Below are 19,918 nucleotides of genomic sequence, written 5' to 3'. Positions count from 1 at the left end.
TATTCTCGGGTGGTTTGGAATTGATGTCGCGATGTGGTTGTCCGTTGGTGACTATGTGAAGATTGGATTCGCATGGAACATGTTCATGACGGTTGCACTTATTTCAATCACTGTGATTTTATTCATGTTTCCTTTGTTCGAGCTTGCGCCATCGTGCCGACGTGAAGCTGTATTGAAGCAGGCGGCGAAGCAATTTATAGTTGCCTTAATGCTTGCGGTGGGCGTTGCCATATTTTCATTTTTCTACGCCAGCTTAAGGGCCTGGCTAGAAGGGCTCGAGCTAACCGAAATTATTTACTTCGGTAGCGCCGTTGCCGCTATCATATTTTTGGTTAGTGTAATCCTTGCGTTCATATATGCGTCTGCAGCCGTTTTCAGAATTGATTTCTCGCCATTGCTTGCTCTGAGCGTCGTTTGTTTTTCAGCAATCATAGTGGCGATTCTTGATGCCCGTGGCGTGGTATTAAACACTCTGGAGAACACTGACGTTACCAGCTCATACCGTTTTTCGAATGGAACGGTATTGGATGGTGCCGAATGGCGGGTCCTTCTGCAGACGGATAAGCACATCTTCTTTCTGAACGCCGGAAGTGATGTCGTCGACGTCTGGCCAACAAGCTTGCTGCTCAATGCAAGCTTTATACCAATGCGAAGAGAGGGCAGCCAATGAGATCATGCAAGATATTGTGTCTGCTGCAGCGTCGACGGTAATAAAAGCGACGTGCCAAAAAAAACCGTGGCACGACGGACATGCAACCGTTGGTGTCTCCCCTACCTTCGCTTATCGCGACTTACTAGCGGCAGCTCGGTCTAGTCAAAACGCCACAAACCAACATGCCTATTCCCACCGCTACCTTCCGCGCCGGTTTCCGTGAATCCCTGCCCATCACGCTGGGTTATTTCCCCATCGGCATTTCCTTCGGCATTGCCGCGGCGCGAGCCGGGCTTTCGCCGCTTGAAGCCGTCTTCGTGTCTGCGGTCATTTATGCCGGCGCCGCGCAATTCCTCGCGCTGGCACTGCTGACCGGCGGCGCGCCGGTCATCGTATCGGCGCTTTCGGTGCTCGCGATGAATTTGCGCCACGTGCTTTATGGGCCCGCCATACTCGAAGCGGCCAAGGATAGAGCCGCGACGCGGTTCTCCTGGCTATGGGGCGGATGGCTGTCCGATGGCGCGTTCGGGGCGGCGATAGTAGGGGTCAGCCGGTCCAAGGAGAATTTTTCTGAGCGCTGGATGCTTGGGCTCGGGATCGGACCATATTTCTCCTGGGCACTCGGCACGGGCACCGGCGCCGTCTTCGGTGGCGGCGCGGTGGAAGATTTTCCGGCTGTCGATGCGGCGCTGGGGTTCCTGTTGCCGGCCTTGTTTCTTGCCATGCTGCTCGCGGTCCTCTCCCGCAAGCAGCTTGCCGTCATCGTGGCGTCCATCGTCGTCACCGTCCCGGCAAGCCTCATGTTTTCGACGACGGTGGGCATCGTTACGGGCATGATCGCCGGTTCGCTGGTGGGGTTGATCCGCATCCGTGGGCTCGAACGATGAATATCGATCTGGTCATCATCACGCTCATCGTCGGCATCGGCACATGGGTCTTCCGCGTGCTGCCCACCAAGATCGATCTTTCGGCGGGCAATCCTGGCGGTCCGGTAAGCCGGTTCCTCGCCGCCACAGGCCCGGCCGCTATTGCCGCGCTCTTTGCGGTTTCGTTCCTGCCGATGCTCGAACCGGACATCACAGTGCTGGCGCCGATTGCCGTCGGTATCGCGGCGACGGTCGCAGGCTTCATCTTCAAGCGCGATGTTGCGCTTGCCACCTTCATCGGCGCGATAGCCTATGGGATTGCCTATGCACTGATCGCGATGTGAGCCGCCGTCATTCTCGTTCCGCAAATCCGGTGCTAGACTCATCGAAGGTGATTTGCATCCCGGGAGACCCGCAGATGACGCTCAAGCCCCTAGCCCTTGCCGCCGTGGCGGCGCTTACCGCCGCCCCGGCCTTCGCCGTCGAAACGTCCATGCAGCTTGTGCTCGAACTCGAAGGCAATGCTCAGCGCGATGTGGTCAGCTACACCTGCGATGGGCTCGACGAACAACTCACGGTCGAATACGTGAATGCCCACCCGATCTTCCTTGCGCTTGTCCCCATCGAGGGCGAAAAGCTCATATTCGTCAATGTCATCTCGGGCTCTGGCGCCCGCTATGCGTCCGGCCAGTACATCTGGTGGACGACTGGCAACGAAGCGCAACTGATCGACGAGATGGCCGGGGAGGACGCCGCATCGCTCTCGTGCATCGCGGCGACCGATACGCCCTGATCAAGGCTTGCCCGCTGGCACGCTTCCTGCTTGGATCGGGCGACTGAAAATCCGATCCAAAGAGGTTGTTGCCGCCATGCGCGCCATAGATCACGACCACAAGGGCCACACCCGCGGCACGCCGTTCGACGTTGCGGTGCTCGCCCATGACGAGCGCGCCGTTCGCCGTAAGCTCATAACGCTGGCCCAAGGGGATGAGGTCCTCGTAGACCTGCCGCAGACGGTGGCACTCGAGACAGGGGACGTGCTCGTGCTCGAAGACGGCCGCATCGTCGAGATCGTCGCTGCCGAAGAAGAGCTGTACGAAATCACGGCGCGCGATACTCTGCATATCATGCAATTGTGCTGGCATATCGGAAACCGGCACTTGCCCTGCCAGATCGAAGGTGAAGCGCACGGACCCAAGCGCATTCTGATCGGCCGCGACCACGTCATCAAAGACATGCTCGAAGGTCTGGGCGCGACCGTCCGCGACGTTATCGAGCCGTTCTCGCCCGTGCGCGGGGCCTATTCGGGCGAAGGGCATGGCCATCACCACGAGCGGCACCACCATCATCATGGCTGAAACAGCCGTACTCGTCCGGCTTTTGACCTGGCTGTCCCCAGCCTTTCCCATTGGCGGTTTTGCCTATAGCCAAGGCCTCGAAACTGCAATCGCCGAACATCGCATCGCTACCATCGGGGACGTCAAAGCCTGGCTGGAAGGACAACTCCACGCGGGGGCTATTCGCAATGATGCCGCTTTTGTAGGCATTGCTGCCCGCGCAGTAGCCAAGGGTGATGCAGACTCGCTGCAAATGGTCAACGATCTTGCACTCGCCTTGCAAAGTTCTGCGGAACGCGACAAGGAAACCCGCGAGCAGGCGCAATCCTTTCTCGAGGCCGCCAACGCCTGGCCAGTCGAGGTGTCCGATTGGCTCGCGGTGGCCTTCGAAAATCCGATGGCCTTGCCTGTCGCCATAGGCGCTATGGCGGGCCTGCACGGGATCGAGGCGCCTTCGGTCATCGCAGGGTTTGTGAATGCCTATGTCGGCCAACAGATTTCCGTCGCCATTCGTCTTGTGCCGCTGGGACAAACCGAAGGCGTCACGTTGCAAGCGCAACTCGAACCGAACATTGCGGAGCTTGCCGATTGGGCTGCGGGGGCGCAGATTGACGATATTGGATCGTTCGGCCTTGGCACCGATATTGCAAGCCTGAGGCACGAAGATTTGCCAGTGAGGATATTTCGATCATGAGCAAGAACGGACCCTTGCGCGTCGGCATCGGGGGCCCGGTCGGGTCGGGCAAGACGACTTTGACCGAGAAACTCTGCAAGGCCATGCGCGAGTACTATTCGGTCGGTGTGATCACCAACGATATCTATACGAAAGAAGACGCGATGATGCTGGCGCGGCTCCAGGCATTGCCCGAAGATCGCATCGTTGGAGTGGAAACTGGCGGTTGCCCGCATACCGCCATCCGCGAAGACGCTTCGATCAACCTGCGCGCCATCGCCGAGCTCAACGCCCGTATCCCCGATCTCGACGTCGTCTTCATCGAAAGTGGCGGCGACAACCTCGCGGCGACCTTTTCACCCGATCTTGCCGACCTGACGCTTTACGTCGTCTCCGTTTGTCAGGGGGAGGAGATTCCGCGCAAGGGCGGGCCGGGCATCACACGCTCGGACATGCTGGTGATCAACAAGGCTGATCTCGCGCCTTATGTCGAAGTCGATCTCGATGTGATGGATGCCGATGCCAGGCGCGGGCGCGGTGGCAAACCGCATGTGTTTACAGACCTCAAGCGCGGCAAGGGCGTCGAGGAGATCGTTGCGTTTCTCGAAAAGCATGGTGGGCTCGCGCGGGCGGAGCTGGCGCTATAGCGCTCTAGGGCGCATGCCTTAAGTTCGCCGCCGAAAGCTGGTAAGCTCAGGGCCATTATGAACGGCCCATTGCGCATGAGACGCGATCTGACGCGCCCTTTCCCCGAGCCGGTCTGGCCCGAAGGCATAGCGCTTGTGCCTTTCGCCGTATCGATGGCTGAAGAGCTGCACGCCGTGATGCAGGACGGTTATGGGCAGAACGGCCTCTCGGTTCCACCCTATGCCGATTGGCGCGCGCGGCTCTTGTCCGACCCCGAATACGACGCCGAGTTGTTCTTCGTCGCCCAGGCGGCGGATGGTGCGTTCGTGGGGTTCGCCCATTGCTGGAATTCGAGCTTTTTGAAAGACCTCGTCGTCTCACCCGGCTGGCGCCGCATAGGGATCGGCGAGGCCTTGTTGTTGCGCAGCTTCCAAGCGTGCCGGAACCGATACCATCCCTATCTCGACCTCAAAGTTGATCGCGTAAATAATGGCGCTATTCAATTTTATAAAAAGCGTGGAATGGTTCCTGTAAAATAATCAGGAAAGTTGTTCCGAGGATGCGGAATCGTTGCGTTGATGCAACAGCGTGGTGGGCGAGATGATCGACTTGCATTCAACTTGCATAGGCGGACACATTTTTGCCCCAAGTCCTAACTAGCGCGCCCGTTCAGTATCAACTGCAACGGATAAGTCCTAATGATGACGCGCCGCGTCCTGCCTTTGTGTTTTATGGTCATAACTGCCGCTTTTGCGGCCCTTTCCCTCTCCTCTGCCCTTTCGGCCCAAACCGCCACTCAATGCGGCGATGCATCGTGGTACGCCATCCGCAATACGACCGCGTCGGGCGAAATGATGAATCCCGATGCCCTAACCGCAGCGCACCGCACGCTGCCCTTCGGCACGATGGTCAATGTCCTCAACCGGGACAATGGTGAAGAACTGACCTTGCGGATCAACGATCGCGGCCCGTTTATCTCCGGCCGTATCATCGATGTTTCCCGCGCGGCGGCGAACCAGCTTGGTTTCCGCACCGCCGGGGTTGCCGATGTATGCCTGACGATTATGAGCTAGACGCTCATAACGATCGGCCCGATTGCTGTAACCAGCAGCAGCGCCGCGACGACGTTGAATGCGCGCGCGTAAGTCGGCTGTACCAGAAAGCGCCTGAGGACCGTGCCGCCGGCGGCCCACGCCGATACGCACGGAATCGCGACAAGCGCAATGACGATTGCCGCGACGCCCACATTCGCAAGGTAATTGCCCGTCGGCACATAGGCCGCCGCCGCGCTCGTCGTGATCGCCCAGGCCTTGGGATTGATCCATTGGAATGCCGCCGCTCCGGCAAATCCGACGGGTGGCCGGTCTTCCGTCGCCGGACGGACCGGGCCGCTGCGGGCAATCTTATAGGCGAGCCACAGGAGATAGAGCGCGCCGCCAACGCGCAGGACATCATGGAGCGCCGGAATGGCCTCGAAGATCGCACCCAGCCCCAGCCCGACGGCCATAAGCTGCAGCGCGACGCCGACTGCGATCCCGGCAACGAGCGGCATCGACCGTAAAAGCCCAACCCGCACACCCGAGGCAAGTGCCATCGTGTTGTTGGGGCCGGGTGTGCCGGTCATAACGATACAGAATGCGAGATAGGGGAGGAGTGTGGCAAGGTCGGTCATGCGTGCAATATTAGGCTCAGGACTCGTTAATCAGAGCCAGAAGATGACGGTTGCGGCGATGCAGATGGCTGAAAAGAAGGTGTGAGCGCATCGATCGTAGCGGGTAGCGATGCGCCGCCAGTCCTTGAGCTTGCCGAACATGTTCTCAATTCTATGGCGCTGGCGATAGAGCGCTTTGTCGTAGTCGATCGGCTGCTTGCGGCTTTTGGTCGGCGGAATGCATGGCTCGATGCCCCTGTCAGCGAGAGCTTGGCGGAACCAATTGCTGTCGTAACCCTTGTCGCCAAGCAGGCTGTCGGCGGACGGCAGCACGTCGAGCAAGAGCCTGGCGCCCTTGTGGTCGCTCATCTGGCCTTCGCTCAAAAGCAGTATCAGCGGCCGGCCCTCGGCGTCGCAAACGGCGTGCAGCTTGGAGTTCAGCCCGCCTTTCGTCCGCCCGATACGACGGGGAACATCCCCTTTTTAAGAAGGCTCGCCGCGGTGCGGTGGGCCTTCAGATGCGTGGCGTCGATCATGATGCGCTCGGGTTGCGGCCCTTCGCCGGCCAGCGCTGCAAAGATCCTGTCGAACACGCCCAGCCGGCTCCAGCGAATGAAGCGATTGTAGAGCGTCTTGTGCGGGCCATACCCGCTTGGTGCGTCCTTCCACTGCAGGCCGTTCCTGATCACGTAGATGATGCCGCTAACCACCCGCCGGTCGTCAACCCGCGGAATGCCGTGGGAAAGCGGGAAATACGGTGATATCCGCGCCATCTGGCGCTCGCTCAACAGAAACAAATCACTCATCAGGACCTCCTTCATCGGAGACCCTGAATCACATCTCACATCAAATTAATAGGTCCTGAGCCTAGCGTGTCCACGCGACACAGGATTGCATATTGCCTCCAAAGCACACTATTTCTGCAATTAATGTCGAAGATTGATACAATTGACGAGCATATATTGCGAGAGCTGAAGCGCGACGCGCGGCAGCCCAACGTGCATCTGGCCGAGCGCGTCGGGCTCTCGCCTTCGGCCTGCCTGCGCCGTGTGCAGGAGCTCGAGCGCTCGGGGATCATCAAGGGCTATCGCGCGCGCATTGACCGCACACGCGTCGGCGGCGGCTTCCTCGCCTATATTGCCGTGGGACTTTCAGACCACACAAAGGCCAGCCAGGAAGCCTTCGAACGTGCCATCGCCCGCGCCCCCGAGGTCGTTGAGTGCCACAACATCACCGGTACGGTGGAATATCTGCTCCGCGTCGAGGTCGCTGACATTGCGGCCTACAAATTCTTCCATACCGATGTCCTGGGCACCCTGCCGCAGGTGACGGCGATCACGACTTATGTGGTTATGGGATCGCCCAAGGACGAACGGGGGTGAGGTAGGAGGAGGCGTTTAGCACACCTCCGCATATCGCCTCGTCTCCGCCGGCGCGCAGCGCTCGGTGCTGCGCACTTTGAACTTGACCGGCTTGCGGATGTCCTCGTCGAAATACCCGTCGACGAGTTCGTAGACCGAAACGACCGCTCCCCTCTGCCGCGCTGCGGCACGGCTGATGCGCGAGAGGTCGATGTCAGCTAGACCGAGGTCGGCGAGGAGGATGGGGTCCAGTTGCCGCAGGGTTGCATAGGTCTTGCGATAGGCGCGCCATTCGGCGAGCCAGGCCAATAAGGTCGTGAGCATCGGATGTCTCCATAAGCACCGGCGCGGCAGGTCCACGCAAGGGGGTGCGGTACGCAGGCGCCGGTAGTTGTGTGAATGAAAAAGTATGGTGCGCCATACATCGGCTGAACCGGTGCAGCGCATGTTTGGAGTTTGCCAAATCTCTGGAGCCCATGCTACGACCGGGATCGCAACTCATTTTTCAAAAATGCAATAGCAGATGGACTGGGACGATCTACGCCTCTTTCTGGCCGTGAGCCGTCTGGGCGGGCTTTCGGCGGCCCGCACTGCGACGGGGCTGTCAGCGGCAACTCTCGGGCGCCGGATCACCGCCCTCGAGCGGCGCGTCGGCGTGCCCCTTTTCACCCGGCTCCAGACCGGTTACCGGATGACCGCGGCGGGTGAGGAATTGTTCGGGGTTGCCGAAGAGGTTGAGCGCGCCATGGTCGCGGTGGAGCGTTGGAAGGAGGGGACGCAATCCCAGCGCTCGGTTCGTCTTTCGGCGGGCAATTGGACGACAGATTTCCTCGCACGCCATATCAGAGCCCTTTGGCATGAGGGCGAACCGGCGATCGAGTTCGTTGCCGCCAATGCGCGTATCGATATCGGGCACCGTGCTGCCGATATCGGCATCCGGAACACGCGGCCTGAGGATACGGCGCTCGCCGGCCGCCGCATCGGTACGGTCGCCTATGCGCTCTATTGCGCCGCCGATATCGATGCCGGCGAGGAAACACCGGTCGTCGGACTTTCGGGCGATACATCGACGACGCCTTCGGCGCGCTGGCTTAGCGCCACCCATGGCCATCGCATTATTTTGAAGGGCAACAGCGTCTATGCCGTGCGCGAGATCGTCGCCCAAGGCGAGGGCATATCGGTATTGCCATGTTTTGTGGGTGATAGCGATGCGCGGCTCAAGCGTGCGAGCGGGCTCATCGAGGCCTTGACGACCGAACAATGGCTGGTCGCGCATCACGACGAACGGCATACACCCGCCATCCGCCGGACCCTCGAGCGCATTGCCACGCTCATGGCCGAGCAGACTCCGCTTTTTGCAGGCGAGCGCCCCAACCAGGTTTCACAGTCGGGCGATGAGGCGTAAAATCGTCTTATGAGTTCAGCCGATTCCGAACGCACTCCTGTTCTCGTCGATGGCCGCCAGTCCACCACCGCACTGCGCGTCCAGCGCGGGGTCATGCGCTTTTTGCGCGGCGTTCACGACATGGCGTGCTACGCGGAAGTGCCGCTGACGAACGGTCGGCGCGCTGATGTTCTGGGGGTCGGGCCCAAGGGCGAGATCTGGATCGTTGAGATCAAGTCCTCGGTTCAGGATTTCCGCGTCGACACCAAATGGCACGAATACCGCGAATTTTGCGATCGATTCTTCTTCTGTAAGCCCCCCGAGCTCGACGACATCTTTCCAGCCGAGGAAGGGTTGATGGTTGCTGACGGACATGAAGGGGCGATTCTGCGCCCCGCCCCGCTCGATGCCCTGGCTGGCGCACGGCGTAAAGCGCTGATGCTCAGGCTCGCACGCATCGGCGCTGACAGGGTCCATGGACTTATGGATCCCGGGCCGGGGCAAACGCCGCTAGTCTGACGCTGGCTTAAGCGCTGCCAGCGTTTCCCCGTCCTCGCTGAGGAGTGTCAGTGTGTCGTCTTCGAGCGTGAAACGGGTCGTGGCCTCGAGCGCACGAAAAAAGGCGTGTTCCTGATCCTGCTTGGGCGGCTCGCAGGCCATCATTGTGGAAAAGATCTGCGAGATGTCGAGCCCGGTCTCGCCTTCGAACGCCACCGACCCACCAAATGTGTTGCATCCGCCATTACCGCCAATAGCGTCCTCGCCGAAGCGGAGCGTCGAGGTGACGCCTTCGGGCGTTGCGCTCCCATTGAGCGTGGTCAACGTCCACTGCGTATCGATGAGCGGATGCGCACCATTGCCTTCTGAAAACGCGATACCGGCGAACAGCGCCGCGGTAAGGGCAGTAGTGCCGAAAATCGTGATCGCCCTCATATGCCTTTCTCCTCGATCGGGATAGGTTCGACGGCGTCTTGCCATGCCGCCTATGAACCGCGCCTGAACGTTTCCGCTTGGCGTCGGTCGAAAACGTTTGAACTGCGCCACGGCACTCTGGCACAAGAACGCAAAAAATGAGGGAACCAAAAATGATCGTAGTTTACGGGTCCATCAATATCGATCTCATCGGCCACGCGCCAACGCTCATGCGTCCCGGCGAGACCGTTCTGGGCTCGACGCTCGAATTCGCACCCGGAGGGAAAGGCGCGAATCAGGCACTGGCCGCCGCGCGCGCGGGCGCCGAGGTGAAGATGGTCGGCTGCGTTGGCGATGACGAATTCACCGGCCGTGCGCTCGAACTTTTGCGCGAGGCCGAAATCGATCTGTCATCCGTCCGCCGCATGGATCGGCATACCGGCGTTGCCATGATCGTCGTCGACGACACAGGCGAGAACATGATTACCGTGCTTCCGGGCGCCAACGGCCGCCTCAGCGCCGCAGCGCTCGATCAGGCGGGTATCTCTGCCGAAGATACGCTGTTGCTCCAGCTTGAAACGCCGCTCGAAGGCGTTGCAGCCGCAGCGGCGGCGGCCAGAGCCGCAGGTGCAAAGGTTGTCCTCAACCTAGCGCCCTATCGCGACTTCCCAGCCGCGATGCTCGAGGACGTCTCCGTGCTCGTCGTCAACGAAGGCGAGATGGCCGGGCTTCTCGAGAAGCTCAGCGCTCCGGCAATGACGCCGGAGAAGGCCGTCGCGTGGCTGGCCGGGGAACTGGACCTGATCGTCGTCGCGACCCTGGGTGGCAAGGGTGCCATCGCCTGCGAGGCAGGGGAAATCGTCAAGGTACCGGCCTTGAAGATCAAGCCCGTCGATACCGTCGGTGCCGGCGACACGTTCGTGGGATATCTCGCCGCTGGCCTCGCCGAGGGCAAGGCACTCAAATCGGCGCTCGAACTGGCAGCAACCGCTGCGGGCCTCGCCTGCCTCAAACCGGGCGCCCAGCCCGCCATCCCGACGCGCGACGTGGTCGACGAGAAACGCGCCGGCTGATGGCGGAAGAGAGGACGATCAAGATTTCCGCGCTGGGGTATCGCGGCGAGGGCGTCGCTCTTGCGGACGGAAACCGTGTCTTCATCCCTTTCACGCTGCCCGGCGAGACCGTCAGGGCCGAAATCGATGGCAATCGCGGCAGGCTTATCGAACTGCTGACGCCGAGCCCGGACCGCGTCGCCCCGCCGTGCCCGCATTTCGGCGTCTGCGGCGGATGCCAGGTTCAGCATCTTGCCGACACCGAATACCGCGCATGGAAGCGTGGCCTTGTAACGAGCCAGCTCGATCGCGCTGGCATCGCGACCGAGGTTTCCGACCTTGTCCCTGCCCATGGCGAAGGTCGGCGCCGCGCCACCCTGCACGCAACGAAAGCCGGTGCCGGGTTCATGGGGCTGCGCAGCCACGAGATCCATGTGCTCGATAGCTGCCCGATCCTCGTGCCTGCCCTGGGCCGTGCTCCGGAGATCGCAACGACAATCGCTGCCGCTGTTGGCCCGTGCGACGTCTCGTTCACCGCGACCGACCTCGGCCTCGACGTGGCCATACGCGGCAAAGGCATCAAGCCCAATGCCGCGCTGACCAAAGCCGCCACCCGGTTCGACCTCGCCCGTGTCGCCGTAAACGGCGAGGTGGTCCTCAGCTATCGCGCGCCCACTATCCGCATGGGTAGGGCCGATGTAGCCATTCCTCCCGGGAGCTTCCTGCAAGCTACGGCGCTGGCCGAGGCGACACTTGCCGCGTTCGTGACCGATGCAGCTGAAAGTGCGAAATCGATAGCCGACCTTTTCTGCGGCGTCGGCCCTTTCGCCCTTCGTCTGGCCGAGAGCGCTCCGGTCTACGCGGCGGACAGCGACGCCCCGGCCATTGCAGCGCTCGACGCGGCAAAGCGCAAAACCAAGGGACTTAAGGCGGTCACCGCCGAGAAGCGTGACCTCTTCCGCGATCCGCTGTCTCCCTTCGAGCTCAACCGCTTCCACACAGTGGTGCTCGATCCGCCACGGGCCGGCGCCCAGACGCAGGCCCGCGAACTCGCCCGCTCAAAGGTAGAGCGCATCGTTTATGTCTCATGCGACCCCCAGAGCTTTGCGCGGGATGCCGCCATCCTCGCCGCTGGCGAATACCGAATGGGAATGGTCACCCCGGTCGATCAGTTTCTCCACAGCGCACACGTTGAGCTTGTCGCGGTTTTCCATCGATAATGCACGCGGGTGCATTACGCGCTTGTCAATTATGACAATATTGTCACAATGACTTTGTCACTGACGCAAAAATGTGCGGTGATCGACATTCGGATTGGGGCGCGGAGGAGAAGCCAAAGGGAGGGCATCGATCGATTGCCGACGCGCTATCGCCTTTGCAGCGGGCGTTTTCACAGTCATGCAATCATCACGATACCGTCACGGAAGCTTTGCACGCCCAGTCTAGGCATCGGCTCGTGGTTTGGTCCACCGGCCGGCATGCGGTCGCGACAAGGCAATAATCGGGAGAAAATCATGCATAAACATATTCTGGCTTCAGGCGTAGCCGCCCTGGCGCTTTTCGCAGGCGCCGGCTCGGCATTCGCCCAAACGCAAATCAACTGGTGGCACGCCATGGGTGGCGAGCTTGGCACCAAACTCGAGGAAATCGTCGCGGGCTACAACGCCAGCCAGGACGAATACGAGGTCGTTCCGACCTACAAGGGCTCCTATGTCGAAACCATGACAGCCGCGGTCGCGGCCTTCCGGGCCAACGAGCAGCCGCATATCGTGCAGGTCTTCGAAGTGGGCACCGGCACCATGATGGCCGCCGAGGGCGCCATCTATCCGGTCTATCAGCTCATGGAAGACACCGGCGAAGATTTCGACCCCAATGCCTTCCTGCCCGCCGTTGTCGGCTATTATACCGACACCAACGGCAACATGCTGTCGATGCCGTTCAACTCCTCGACCCCTATTCTTTACTACAACAAGGACGTGTTCGAAGCGGCCGGTCTCGACCCCGAAACCGCACCGGCCACCTGGGAAGAAGTTGAAGAATTTTCGCGTCAGATCATGGAATCGGGCGCTGCCGAGTGCGGCTTCACCTCCGGCTGGATTTCCTGGGTACAGCTCGAGAACTTCTCGGCCTGGCACAACCAGCCCATCGGCACGCTGGAAAACGGCTTCGGTGGCCTTGAAACCGAATTGACCGTCAATGGCCCCGTCCAGGTTCAACATTGGGCCAACCTCAAGGACTGGCAGGACGAAGGCATCTTCCAGTACGGCGGTCCGGTCGGCGGTGACGATGCGCCTCCGATGTTCTATGCGCAGGAATGTGCGATGTATATGAACTCTTCGGCTTCGCGCGCCGGCGTCATCGCTAACGCCACGGACTTCGAAGTCGGCTACGGCATGCTGCCTTACTACGCCGACGTTGACGGCGCGCCGCAGAATTCGATCATCGGCGGGGCCACGCTCTGGACCCTGCAGGGCAAGCCGGCGGAAGAATATGCTGGCGTCGCGGACTTCTTCTCCTACCTCTCCTCGGCGGAAGTTCAGGCCGATTGGCACCAGTTCTCGGGCTATCTGCCAATCACCCAGGCGGCCTATGAGCTTGGTCAGGAGCAGGGCTATTATGAAGCCAATCCAGGTTCCGATGTCGCCATCGAGCAGATCACGCTCAACGCCCCGACGGAAAATTCCAAGGGCCTGCGCTTCGGCAACTACGTTCAGATCCGCACGATCATCGACGAGGAGTTCGAGCAGCTGCTCTCGGGCAACAAAGACGCCCAGCAGGCCCTCGACGCCGTCGTCGAACGTGGCAATGCGCTGATCCGCGAGTTCGAAGCGGCGAACAGCTAACCGCTCGAAAGACCGAAAAAGTCCGCGTTCCTCAGGGGACGCGGACTTTGCCATAACAAGACGCGGGTCACATCATGCAGACAAAGCGCACGATCTTTTCCAATCGCGGGCTGCCTTACGCGCTCCTTCTTCCGCAATTGGCGATCACCGCCATTTTCTTTCTCTGGCCGGCCGGGCAGGCCTTCTACCAGAGCTTCCTGCGCGAGGACGCTTTTGGGCTCAAGACGAGCTTTGTCTGGTTCGAAAACTACACGCGGCTCTTCGCAAGCGCTTCCTATCTCAATTCGCTCTCGGTAACCGTCATTTTCGCGGTCAGCACGACGGTGCTCTCCATCGGTTTTGCGCTCGTGCTCGCGGTCGCCGCCGACCGCATGGTGCGCAGCGCGCAGGCCTATACGACGCTTCTGGTCTGGCCCTATGCCGTCGCCCCGGCGGTGGCGGGCATCATGTGGTGGTTCATGTTCAACCCCACCATCGGCATCCTGCCCTATATCCTCGATCAGTTCGGCTATAATTGGAACCACGGGCTTTCGCGCACCGACGCCATGATCCTTGTCGTCATCGCCGCGAGCTGGAAGCAGATTTCGTACAATTTCCTGTTTTTCCTTGCCGGACTGCAGGCCATTCCGCACTCGCTCTCGGAAGCTGCGGCCATCGACGGTGCCGGGCCGGTCAAACGCTTTTTCACGATCATTCTGCCGCTGCTGTCGCCCACCACGTTCTTCTTAATGGTCGTCAACGTGGTCTACGCCATGTTCGACACCTTCGGCGTCATCCACGCCACGACCGAAGGCGGGCCGGCGCAGTCGACGAACATCCTCGTCTACAAGGTGTTCAATGACGGGTTCATCGGGCTCAATCTCGGCTCCTCGGCGGCCCAGTCGGTGATCCTCATGGCGATCGTGATCACGCTCACCGTCATCCAGTTCCGCTATATCGAACGGCGCGTGGAGTACTGATCATGGTCGAAAACAGACCCTTTCTCAATTTTCTCTCGCACCTTGTTCTGATCATCGGCGTTCTGATCGTCGCGTTTCCGGTCTATCTGGCGCTGATCGCCTCGACCCGAGGGCCCACCGATTTCATGTCCGGGCTGATCCCGCTCCTGCCCGGACCGCATATGCTTGACAACTATGGCAGAATGCTCTCGTCAGGCGTCTCCACCTCGGGCGCGCCGCCGCTCGGGCTGATGATGTGGAATTCGCTCATCATGGCGCTCACCATCGCCATCGGTAAGATCGCGATTTCGATCCTCTCGGCCTTCGCCATCGTCTATTTCCGGTTTCCGTTCCGCCAGACGGCGTTCTGGGCGATCTTCATCACCCTGATGCTGCCAGTCGAGGTGCGCATCGTGCCGACCTTCGAGGTCGTCGCCAATTTGAAAATGCTCAATTCCTATGCCGGCCTGTCGATCCCGCTGATCGCGTCGGCAACCGCGACTTTCCTCTTCCGCCAGTTTTTCCTGACGGTCCCGGACGAGTTGATGGAGGCTGCGCGTGTCGATGGCGCCGGCGCGCTCAAATTCTTCCGCGATATCCTGTTGCCGCTCTCGCGCACCAATATCGCCGCGTTGTTCGTCATCCTCTTCATCTACGGCTGGAACCAGTATCTCTGGCCGCTTCTGATCACCACCGACGAGCGCTACTACACCGTTGTCATGGGCATAAAGCGCATGGCCGACGTGGCCGACGCGATTCCCCAATGGAACGTCGTCATGGCTGCGGTCGTGCTGGCCATGCTGCCCCCCGTGCTCGTCGTCATCTTTATGCAACGCCTTTTCGTCAAAGGCCTGGTCGAAACGGAGAAATGATCCATGGCCGGTATCGAGATCAAAAACGTCAGAAAAACCTATGCCGGCGGCGTTGAGGCGATCAAAGGCATCGACCTTACGATCCCCGATGGCGAACTGGTCGTGCTCGTTGGCCCCTCGGGCTGCGGCAAGTCCACGCTTTTGCGTATGATCGCGGGGCTTGAAACCATCACCGATGGCACCATCGAGATCGGAGACAAGATCGTCAACAAGCTTGAGCCCGCCGAGCGTGACATCGCCATGGTGTTCCAGAACTATGCGCTTTACCCCCACATGACCGTGCGCGGGAACCTCGAATACGGCTTGAAAAACCGCGGCACCCCCAAGGCCGAGATCGCCGAGCGCATCGAGGAGGCCGCGCGCGTCCTCGAAATCACGCCTTTCCTCGACAGAAAACCCCGCCAGCTTTCTGGCGGACAACGCCAACGCGTCGCCATGGGCCGCGCTATCGTGCGTCAGCCCAAGGCGTTTCTGTTCGATGAGCCGCTCTCGAACCTCGACGCCAAGTTGCGCGGCCATATGCGGGTCGAAATCCGCCGCCTGCAACGCTCCTTCAGGACGACGTCCGTCTATGTGACCCACGACCAGCTCGAAGCCATGACGCTGGCCGACAAGCTCGTCGTTATGAATGGCGGGCAGATCGAGCAGATGGGCAAACCGCTGGATGTCTATTCCAACCCTCAATCGCTTTTCGTCGCCGCGTTCATGGGGTCGCCGGGGATGAACCTCATTGAGGTCGACGCATTGCGGGCGATCGGTGCGGATCTCCCCGGCACTGTTCCGGCGAACACCGGAACGCTTGGCCTGCGACCCGAAGACGTGACGCTGGAAGCTCCGGCCGAGCCGCACCTGACAATTAGCGCCACCCTCGATGCGGTCGAACTCGTGGGTTCTGAAAGCCTCATTTATGCGCGCGCGCAAGGCATCGAAAAGGACATCGTCGTCCGCGCGCCGGGCATTCACCCGGGCGAACCCGGCGACGTACTGGCCCTGCACGTGTCCCATAGCGCGTTGCACTGCTTCGATCAGGCGACGGGCCGAAAGGTGGCGGCGCAGCAGGCGGCCTAAGACGGTCCGCATTGGCGGCGGCGAAAAATCCGGGCAGAGTGTTAACCCGAAAGGAGAGCCGCCAATGTTCAGGACCGCTACCCTCGCCCTTGTGATGGCCCTCGCGTCGGCTGCAGCGTTCAGCACCGAGACTGTGCCTGCCGGCGCGCCAGCCTACTACGACATCCTTGTCGATACGCTTCATGCGGACGACCGCAACGCGATGAAGGGCTGGGAAGAGCGGATGCGCGCTCAGCTCGAAGCGGTCGCGGCGGACCCGATGGACGCAGAAATCGCGGTCTGGGCCGAGGAGATTCGCGCGCTGCTCGACGCCGAACGGGTCCCCATCGTGGATGAGGCGGGGCTTCTGGGGGACTGGAAGGTCCGCTCGATGCAGGTCGACGACCTGGGCGCCTTCGTCTATTCGTGGTTCCCGGCGCGCGTTTTCAGGGAAGCCCGCGCGCTGGTCTTTGACAAGGATAGCGGTTCCCAGCGCCATCGCGGCCTGATGGCGCTTGAGCCGGAGCATCGGTATTATTTTTTCGCTGGTGCGCTTTATTACGGCTACGAACAGGAACGCATGTACTCGGCGCATATGGGCGAGGACGCACCCAACGCTAACCGCGCCATGGACGCTATCGCCCGCGTCTACAAACTCGGCTCGGACCATTTCATGATGGCTTTTGCGCCGGATGAAGGGCGGTATCGGCTCTACGAGATACGGCGGTAGCCGTTCAACGGTCGATCCGCGTCGAGAGCACGATCGAACTCATCGTCCGCTCGACGCCCTCAAGCGCGCCGATCTCGTCGATCACCGCGTCGAGCTCGGCCACCGAGGGCGCCTCGACGATAACGATCATGTCGAAACTCCCGCTCACCGAATGCACCGTCTTGACGTCCATGATCGCTTCGAGCGCCTTGACCACCGCACCCGAATATTTCGGCGACACGGTCACCATAAGGTGCGCCCGGAGTTGCGCGGCAAGATAGTCGCCCGAAAGCTTCGCTGTATACCCGACGATCGTTCCGTTGCGCTCAAGCTTTTCCAACCGGCTCTGCACGGTCGAGCGCGACACCCCGAGTTTGCGCGCCAGTTCGGTTACGGGCATGCGTGCGTTCTCGCGCAAAAGCGCCACAAGTTTGCGATCCGAGTTAACTTTCGTCATTCTGGCGTTAATTTTCGGCACATTGCAGTATCTGAATACTATTTCACACGATCTACCGAATGCAAATCAACGAAAATTTCTGGCATTCTAGCGGTTCAAGGTTGGGGAACCTGAATTCAGAGGGATGAGCCATGAAAGAGATCGTTATCGTCGGCGCCGGGCGGATCGGGGCTACTATCGCGGATATGCTCGATTCATCCGGCGACTATGCCGTCACCATCGCTGATAAAAGCGCCGAACAGCTTGCGACACTTGCGGTGAGCAGCACCGTTAAAGCCGAGAAGGTCGAAGTCGAGACGCCGGGCGCGCTCGAAACCTTACTCAAGGGTAAATTCGCGGTGATCAGCGCCGCACCCTACCATCTCACGACCCGCATCGCCGAGGCCGCCGCTGCGGCCAGGGTGCACTATCTCGATCTGACCGAGGACGTCAAAAGCACCCGTCGCGTCAAGGAAATCGCGGCGATGGCTCAAACTGCCTTTATCCCCCAATGCGGCCTTGCACCGGGCTTCATCGCCATTGCCGCAAACTCGCTTGCGCGTGGCTTCGACACGCTCGAAGACGTCAAGATGCGTGTCGGCGCGCTACCGCAATTCCCTGACAACGCGCTCAACTATGCCCTCACTTGGTCGCCCGAAGGTGTCATCAACGAATACTGCGAACCCTGTGAGGCTATCGTCGACGGCAAACTGACCGAAGTCGCGCCGCTCGAAGACGTCGAGGAACTCGAAATCGACGGCATCAAATACGAGGCCTTCAATACCTCCGGTGGACTGGGTTCGACCCCGCACGCCATGCTCGGCAAGGTCAAAAACCTCAACTACCGCACCATACGCTATCCCGGTCACGCCAAGATTATGAAGCTCCTTTTGAAGGACCTGCACCTCGAAGACCGCCGCGATCTTGCGCTCGAAATCATGCGGCACGCCGTCAAACCAACCGATCAGGACGTTGTCGTAATCTACGTCGAGGTGACTGGCATAAAGGACGGCAAGCCGGCGAAGGAAACCTTCTCGCGCGCCATCCTGTCGGGCTATGTCGGCCGGCGCAAGCGCAGCGCCATCCAGATCACGACCGCCTCGGGCGTTTCGACGGTTCTGGATATGCTGGCCGAGGGCAAGCTGCCGCAAAAAGGGTTCGTCGAGCAGGAGAGCATCGCGCTGGAGGATTTCCTCGCCAACCGTTTCGGTCGTGCATTTTCCGAACGCGACAGGATGACAGCGGTCGCCTGAACCTGCTTGAATAGGCGCAATGGGAGGATCGCCAATGGATAAGGCGCGCGCAAAAAAAGATAGCCCCTCGCTTTCGGACTTCGTCTGGGACGATCCGTTACGCTTTGCCGATCAGCTCGACAGCGAAGAGCAGATGATCGCCGAGTCGGCTCGGGCCTTCGCTGCCGACAAACTGATGCCGCGCGTCGAAAACGCCTATCTCAACGAGGAAACCGACCCGGACATCTTCCGCGAGATGGGTGAAGTCGGACTTCTGGGCGCCACCGTTCCCGAGGCCTATGGTGGGCTCGGCGCGGGCTATGTCGCTTACGGGCTCATCGCGCGCGAGATCGAGCGCATCGATTCGGGCTACCGTTCGATGATGAGCGTCCAGTCCTCGCTCGTCATGTATCCCATATACGCCTATGGCACCGACGGCCAGCGGCACAAATATCTCCCCAAACTCGCCACCGGCGAGTGGATCGGGTGTTTCGGCTTGACCGAGCCCGACGCGGGCTCGGACCCCGGCGCGATGAAGACCCGCGCGCAAAAGACCGAGGGCGGCTATCGGCTCTCGGGTGCCAAGACCTGGATCTCCAATTCCCCCATCGCTGACGTCTTCGTCGTCTGGGCCAAATCCGACGCCCATGACGGCGCGATCAAGGGCTTCGTCCTCGAAAAGGGCATGATGGGCCTCTCCGCCCCCAAGATCGGCGGCAAGCTCTCCCTGCGCGCCTCGATCACGGGAGAAATCGTCATGGATGGCGTGGAAGTGAGCGAAGACGCGCTGCTGCCCAACGTCTCGGGCCTCAAGGGCCCTTTCGGCTGCCTCAACCGTGCCCGCTACGGCATCGCCTGGGGCGTCATGGGCGCGGCGGAGGATTGCTGGCTGCGTACCCGCCAATACGGGCTCGACCGCAAGCAGTTCAATAAGCCCCTCGCGGGCACGCAACTCTACCAGAAAAAGCTCGCCGACATGCAGACCGAGATCGCGCTCGGGCTCCAGGCCGCGCTCCGGGTCGGGCGGCTGATGGATGAAGGGCAAGCCGCGCCCGAGATGATTTCGCTCATCAAGCGCAACAATTGCGGCAAGGCGCTCGACATCGCCCGGGCCGCGCGCGACATGCATGGCGGTAACGGCATCCAGATCGAATACCATGTCATGCGTCACGCTCAGAACCTTGAAACGGTCAACACCTATGAGGGCACGCACGACGTTCACGCGCTGATCCTCGGGCGCGCCCAGACTGGATTGCAGGCCTTTATGTAGGGCCTGTTAACACTATGGATAAGGGTTTGATTTTGCATATATCGTTCGATGCCAAG

26 protein-coding genes are annotated in these 19,918 nt (G+C 60.6%); 21 read left to right on the top strand and 5 right to left on the bottom strand.

Going from position 1 to position 19,918, the window contains the following annotated elements; all coding sequences use genetic code 11:
- Window positions 1-85 precede the first annotated feature (85 nt).
- The 9 genes from LG281_RS10300 (at window position 86) to LG281_RS10260 (ending at window position 5,228) form a co-directional block, all read left to right on the top strand.
- Window positions 86-670 (top strand): hypothetical protein, encoded by a 585-nt coding sequence (locus LG281_RS10300; RefSeq protein WP_404400349.1) that lies wholly within the window; start codon window positions 86-88, stop codon window positions 668-670.
- Window positions 671-834: 164 nt separating this feature from the next.
- Window positions 835-1,539, top strand: coding sequence for an AzlC family ABC transporter permease (locus LG281_RS10295; RefSeq protein WP_404400347.1), 705 nt, complete (start codon window positions 835-837; stop codon window positions 1,537-1,539).
- On the top strand, window positions 1,536-1,862 hold the full coding sequence (locus LG281_RS10290; RefSeq protein WP_404400345.1) for an AzlD domain-containing protein: 327 nt from the start codon (window positions 1,536-1,538) through the stop codon (window positions 1,860-1,862). Before LG281_RS10295 ends, LG281_RS10290 begins: the two co-directional genes overlap by 4 nt.
- A 74-nt stretch (window positions 1,863-1,936) precedes the next feature.
- A complete protein-coding gene (locus LG281_RS10285; protein ID WP_404400343.1) occupies window positions 1,937-2,311 on the top strand; it encodes an MliC family protein in 375 nt (124 codons plus the stop codon).
- A gap of 76 nt (window positions 2,312-2,387) precedes the next feature.
- Window positions 2,388-2,876 (top strand): urease accessory protein UreE, encoded by a 489-nt coding sequence (locus LG281_RS10280; RefSeq protein WP_404400341.1) that lies wholly within the window; start codon window positions 2,388-2,390, stop codon window positions 2,874-2,876.
- Entirely contained in the window at window positions 2,836-3,549 is a 714-nt protein-coding gene (locus LG281_RS10275; RefSeq protein WP_404400339.1) for an urease accessory protein UreF, read from the top strand. Before LG281_RS10280 ends, LG281_RS10275 begins: the two co-directional genes overlap by 41 nt.
- A complete protein-coding gene (ureG, locus tag LG281_RS10270) occupies window positions 3,543-4,175 on the top strand; it encodes an urease accessory protein UreG (RefSeq protein ID WP_404406697.1) in 633 nt (210 codons plus the stop codon). Before LG281_RS10275 ends, ureG begins: the two co-directional genes overlap by 7 nt.
- A 75-nt stretch (window positions 4,176-4,250) precedes the next feature.
- Window positions 4,251-4,694: a GNAT family N-acetyltransferase gene (locus LG281_RS10265; protein WP_404400337.1), complete on the top strand. Its 444-nt coding sequence runs from the start codon at window positions 4,251-4,253 to the stop codon at window positions 4,692-4,694.
- Between the two features lie 159 nt (window positions 4,695-4,853).
- Complete coding sequence (locus LG281_RS10260; protein WP_404400335.1) at window positions 4,854-5,228, top strand: septal ring lytic transglycosylase RlpA family protein; 375 nt, start codon at window positions 4,854-4,856, stop codon at window positions 5,226-5,228.
- Here the strand turns inward: LG281_RS10260 and LG281_RS10255 are convergent.
- On the bottom strand, window positions 5,225-5,827 hold the full coding sequence (locus tag LG281_RS10255) for a LysE family translocator (RefSeq protein ID WP_404400333.1): 603 nt from the start codon (window positions 5,825-5,827) through the stop codon (window positions 5,225-5,227). The two genes, LG281_RS10260 and LG281_RS10255, sit on opposite strands and share 4 nt — an antisense overlap.
- Before the next feature lie 30 nt (window positions 5,828-5,857).
- A protein-coding gene (locus tag LG281_RS10250) for an IS5 family transposase (RefSeq protein ID WP_404400331.1) occupies window positions 5,858-6,612 on the bottom strand; the annotation gives its coding sequence in 2 pieces (ribosomal slippage) (window positions 5,858-6,279 and window positions 6,279-6,612; 756 coding nt in all).
- A gap of 66 nt (window positions 6,613-6,678) precedes the next feature.
- Between LG281_RS10250 and LG281_RS10245 the strand changes: the two genes are divergently transcribed.
- A complete protein-coding gene (locus LG281_RS10245; protein WP_404400329.1) occupies window positions 6,679-7,188 on the top strand; it encodes an Lrp/AsnC family transcriptional regulator in 510 nt (169 codons plus the stop codon).
- Between the two features lie 15 nt (window positions 7,189-7,203).
- On the opposite strand, the gene LG281_RS10240 is transcribed toward LG281_RS10245, so the two are convergent.
- Complete coding sequence (locus LG281_RS10240; protein WP_404400327.1) at window positions 7,204-7,491, bottom strand: DUF1127 domain-containing protein; 288 nt, start codon at window positions 7,489-7,491, stop codon at window positions 7,204-7,206.
- A 199-nt stretch (window positions 7,492-7,690) separates the two neighbouring features.
- On the opposite strand from LG281_RS10240, the gene LG281_RS10235 reads away from it, so the two are divergent.
- Complete coding sequence (locus tag LG281_RS10235; RefSeq protein ID WP_404400325.1) at window positions 7,691-8,572, top strand: LysR family transcriptional regulator; 882 nt, start codon at window positions 7,691-7,693, stop codon at window positions 8,570-8,572.
- 9 nt (window positions 8,573-8,581) lie between these two features.
- Window positions 8,582-9,070, top strand: coding sequence for an MmcB family DNA repair protein (locus tag LG281_RS10230; protein ID WP_404400323.1), 489 nt, complete (start codon window positions 8,582-8,584; stop codon window positions 9,068-9,070).
- Here the strand turns inward: LG281_RS10230 and LG281_RS10225 are convergent.
- The gene (locus tag LG281_RS10225; RefSeq protein ID WP_404400321.1) at window positions 9,062-9,484 is read right to left on the bottom strand and encodes an META domain-containing protein; all 423 of its coding nucleotides are present in this window, start codon (window positions 9,482-9,484) and stop codon (window positions 9,062-9,064) included. The two genes, LG281_RS10230 and LG281_RS10225, sit on opposite strands and share 9 nt — an antisense overlap.
- A gap of 152 nt (window positions 9,485-9,636) precedes the next feature.
- On the opposite strand from LG281_RS10225, the gene LG281_RS10220 reads away from it, so the two are divergent.
- The 7 genes from LG281_RS10220 (at window position 9,637) to LG281_RS10190 (ending at window position 16,945) form a co-directional block, all read left to right on the top strand.
- Complete coding sequence (locus LG281_RS10220) at window positions 9,637-10,536, top strand: ribokinase (RefSeq protein WP_404400319.1); 900 nt, start codon at window positions 9,637-9,639, stop codon at window positions 10,534-10,536.
- Entirely contained in the window at window positions 10,536-11,735 is a 1,200-nt protein-coding gene (locus LG281_RS10215; RefSeq protein ID WP_404400317.1) for a class I SAM-dependent RNA methyltransferase, read from the top strand. Before LG281_RS10220 ends, LG281_RS10215 begins: the two co-directional genes overlap by 1 nt.
- Before the next feature lie 294 nt (window positions 11,736-12,029).
- A complete protein-coding gene (gene ugpB, locus LG281_RS10210; RefSeq protein ID WP_404400315.1) occupies window positions 12,030-13,358 on the top strand; it encodes a sn-glycerol-3-phosphate ABC transporter substrate-binding protein UgpB in 1,329 nt (442 codons plus the stop codon).
- Between the two features lie 74 nt (window positions 13,359-13,432).
- On the top strand, window positions 13,433-14,317 hold the full coding sequence (ugpA, locus tag LG281_RS10205) for a sn-glycerol-3-phosphate ABC transporter permease UgpA (RefSeq protein WP_404400313.1): 885 nt from the start codon (window positions 13,433-13,435) through the stop codon (window positions 14,315-14,317).
- A gap of 2 nt (window positions 14,318-14,319) precedes the next feature.
- On the top strand, window positions 14,320-15,168 hold the full coding sequence (gene ugpE, locus LG281_RS10200) for a sn-glycerol-3-phosphate ABC transporter permease UgpE (protein WP_404400311.1): 849 nt from the start codon (window positions 14,320-14,322) through the stop codon (window positions 15,166-15,168).
- Window positions 15,169-15,171: 3 nt separating this feature from the next.
- Window positions 15,172-16,236: a sn-glycerol-3-phosphate import ATP-binding protein UgpC gene (locus LG281_RS10195; RefSeq protein ID WP_404400309.1), complete on the top strand. Its 1,065-nt coding sequence runs from the start codon at window positions 15,172-15,174 to the stop codon at window positions 16,234-16,236.
- Between the two features lie 64 nt (window positions 16,237-16,300).
- Window positions 16,301-16,945, top strand: coding sequence for a DUF4893 domain-containing protein (locus LG281_RS10190; RefSeq protein ID WP_404400307.1), 645 nt, complete (start codon window positions 16,301-16,303; stop codon window positions 16,943-16,945).
- A 4-nt stretch (window positions 16,946-16,949) separates the two neighbouring features.
- Here LG281_RS10190 and LG281_RS10185 read toward each other — a convergent pair whose 3' ends face one another.
- Window positions 16,950-17,381 carry an Lrp/AsnC family transcriptional regulator gene (locus tag LG281_RS10185; RefSeq protein WP_404400305.1) on the bottom strand — a complete coding sequence of 144 codons (432 nt, stop codon included), beginning with the start codon at window positions 17,379-17,381 and terminating at the stop codon, window positions 16,950-16,952.
- A 131-nt stretch (window positions 17,382-17,512) separates the two neighbouring features.
- On the opposite strand from LG281_RS10185, the gene LG281_RS10180 reads away from it, so the two are divergent.
- A complete protein-coding gene (locus LG281_RS10180) occupies window positions 17,513-18,613 on the top strand; it encodes a saccharopine dehydrogenase C-terminal domain-containing protein (RefSeq protein ID WP_404400303.1) in 1,101 nt (366 codons plus the stop codon).
- 133 nt (window positions 18,614-18,746) lie between these two features.
- Window positions 18,747-19,862 (top strand): acyl-CoA dehydrogenase, encoded by a 1,116-nt coding sequence (locus LG281_RS10175; protein WP_404406695.1) that lies wholly within the window; start codon window positions 18,747-18,749, stop codon window positions 19,860-19,862.
- Window positions 19,863-19,918: the final 56 nt, after the last annotated feature.

Source organism: Pelagibacterium halotolerans, assembly GCF_044811015.1.
In the GTDB taxonomy this organism is placed as follows: domain Bacteria; phylum Pseudomonadota; class Alphaproteobacteria; order Rhizobiales; family Devosiaceae; genus Pelagibacterium; species Pelagibacterium halotolerans_A.
This window is presented reverse-complemented; position numbering and strand designations above follow the sequence as displayed.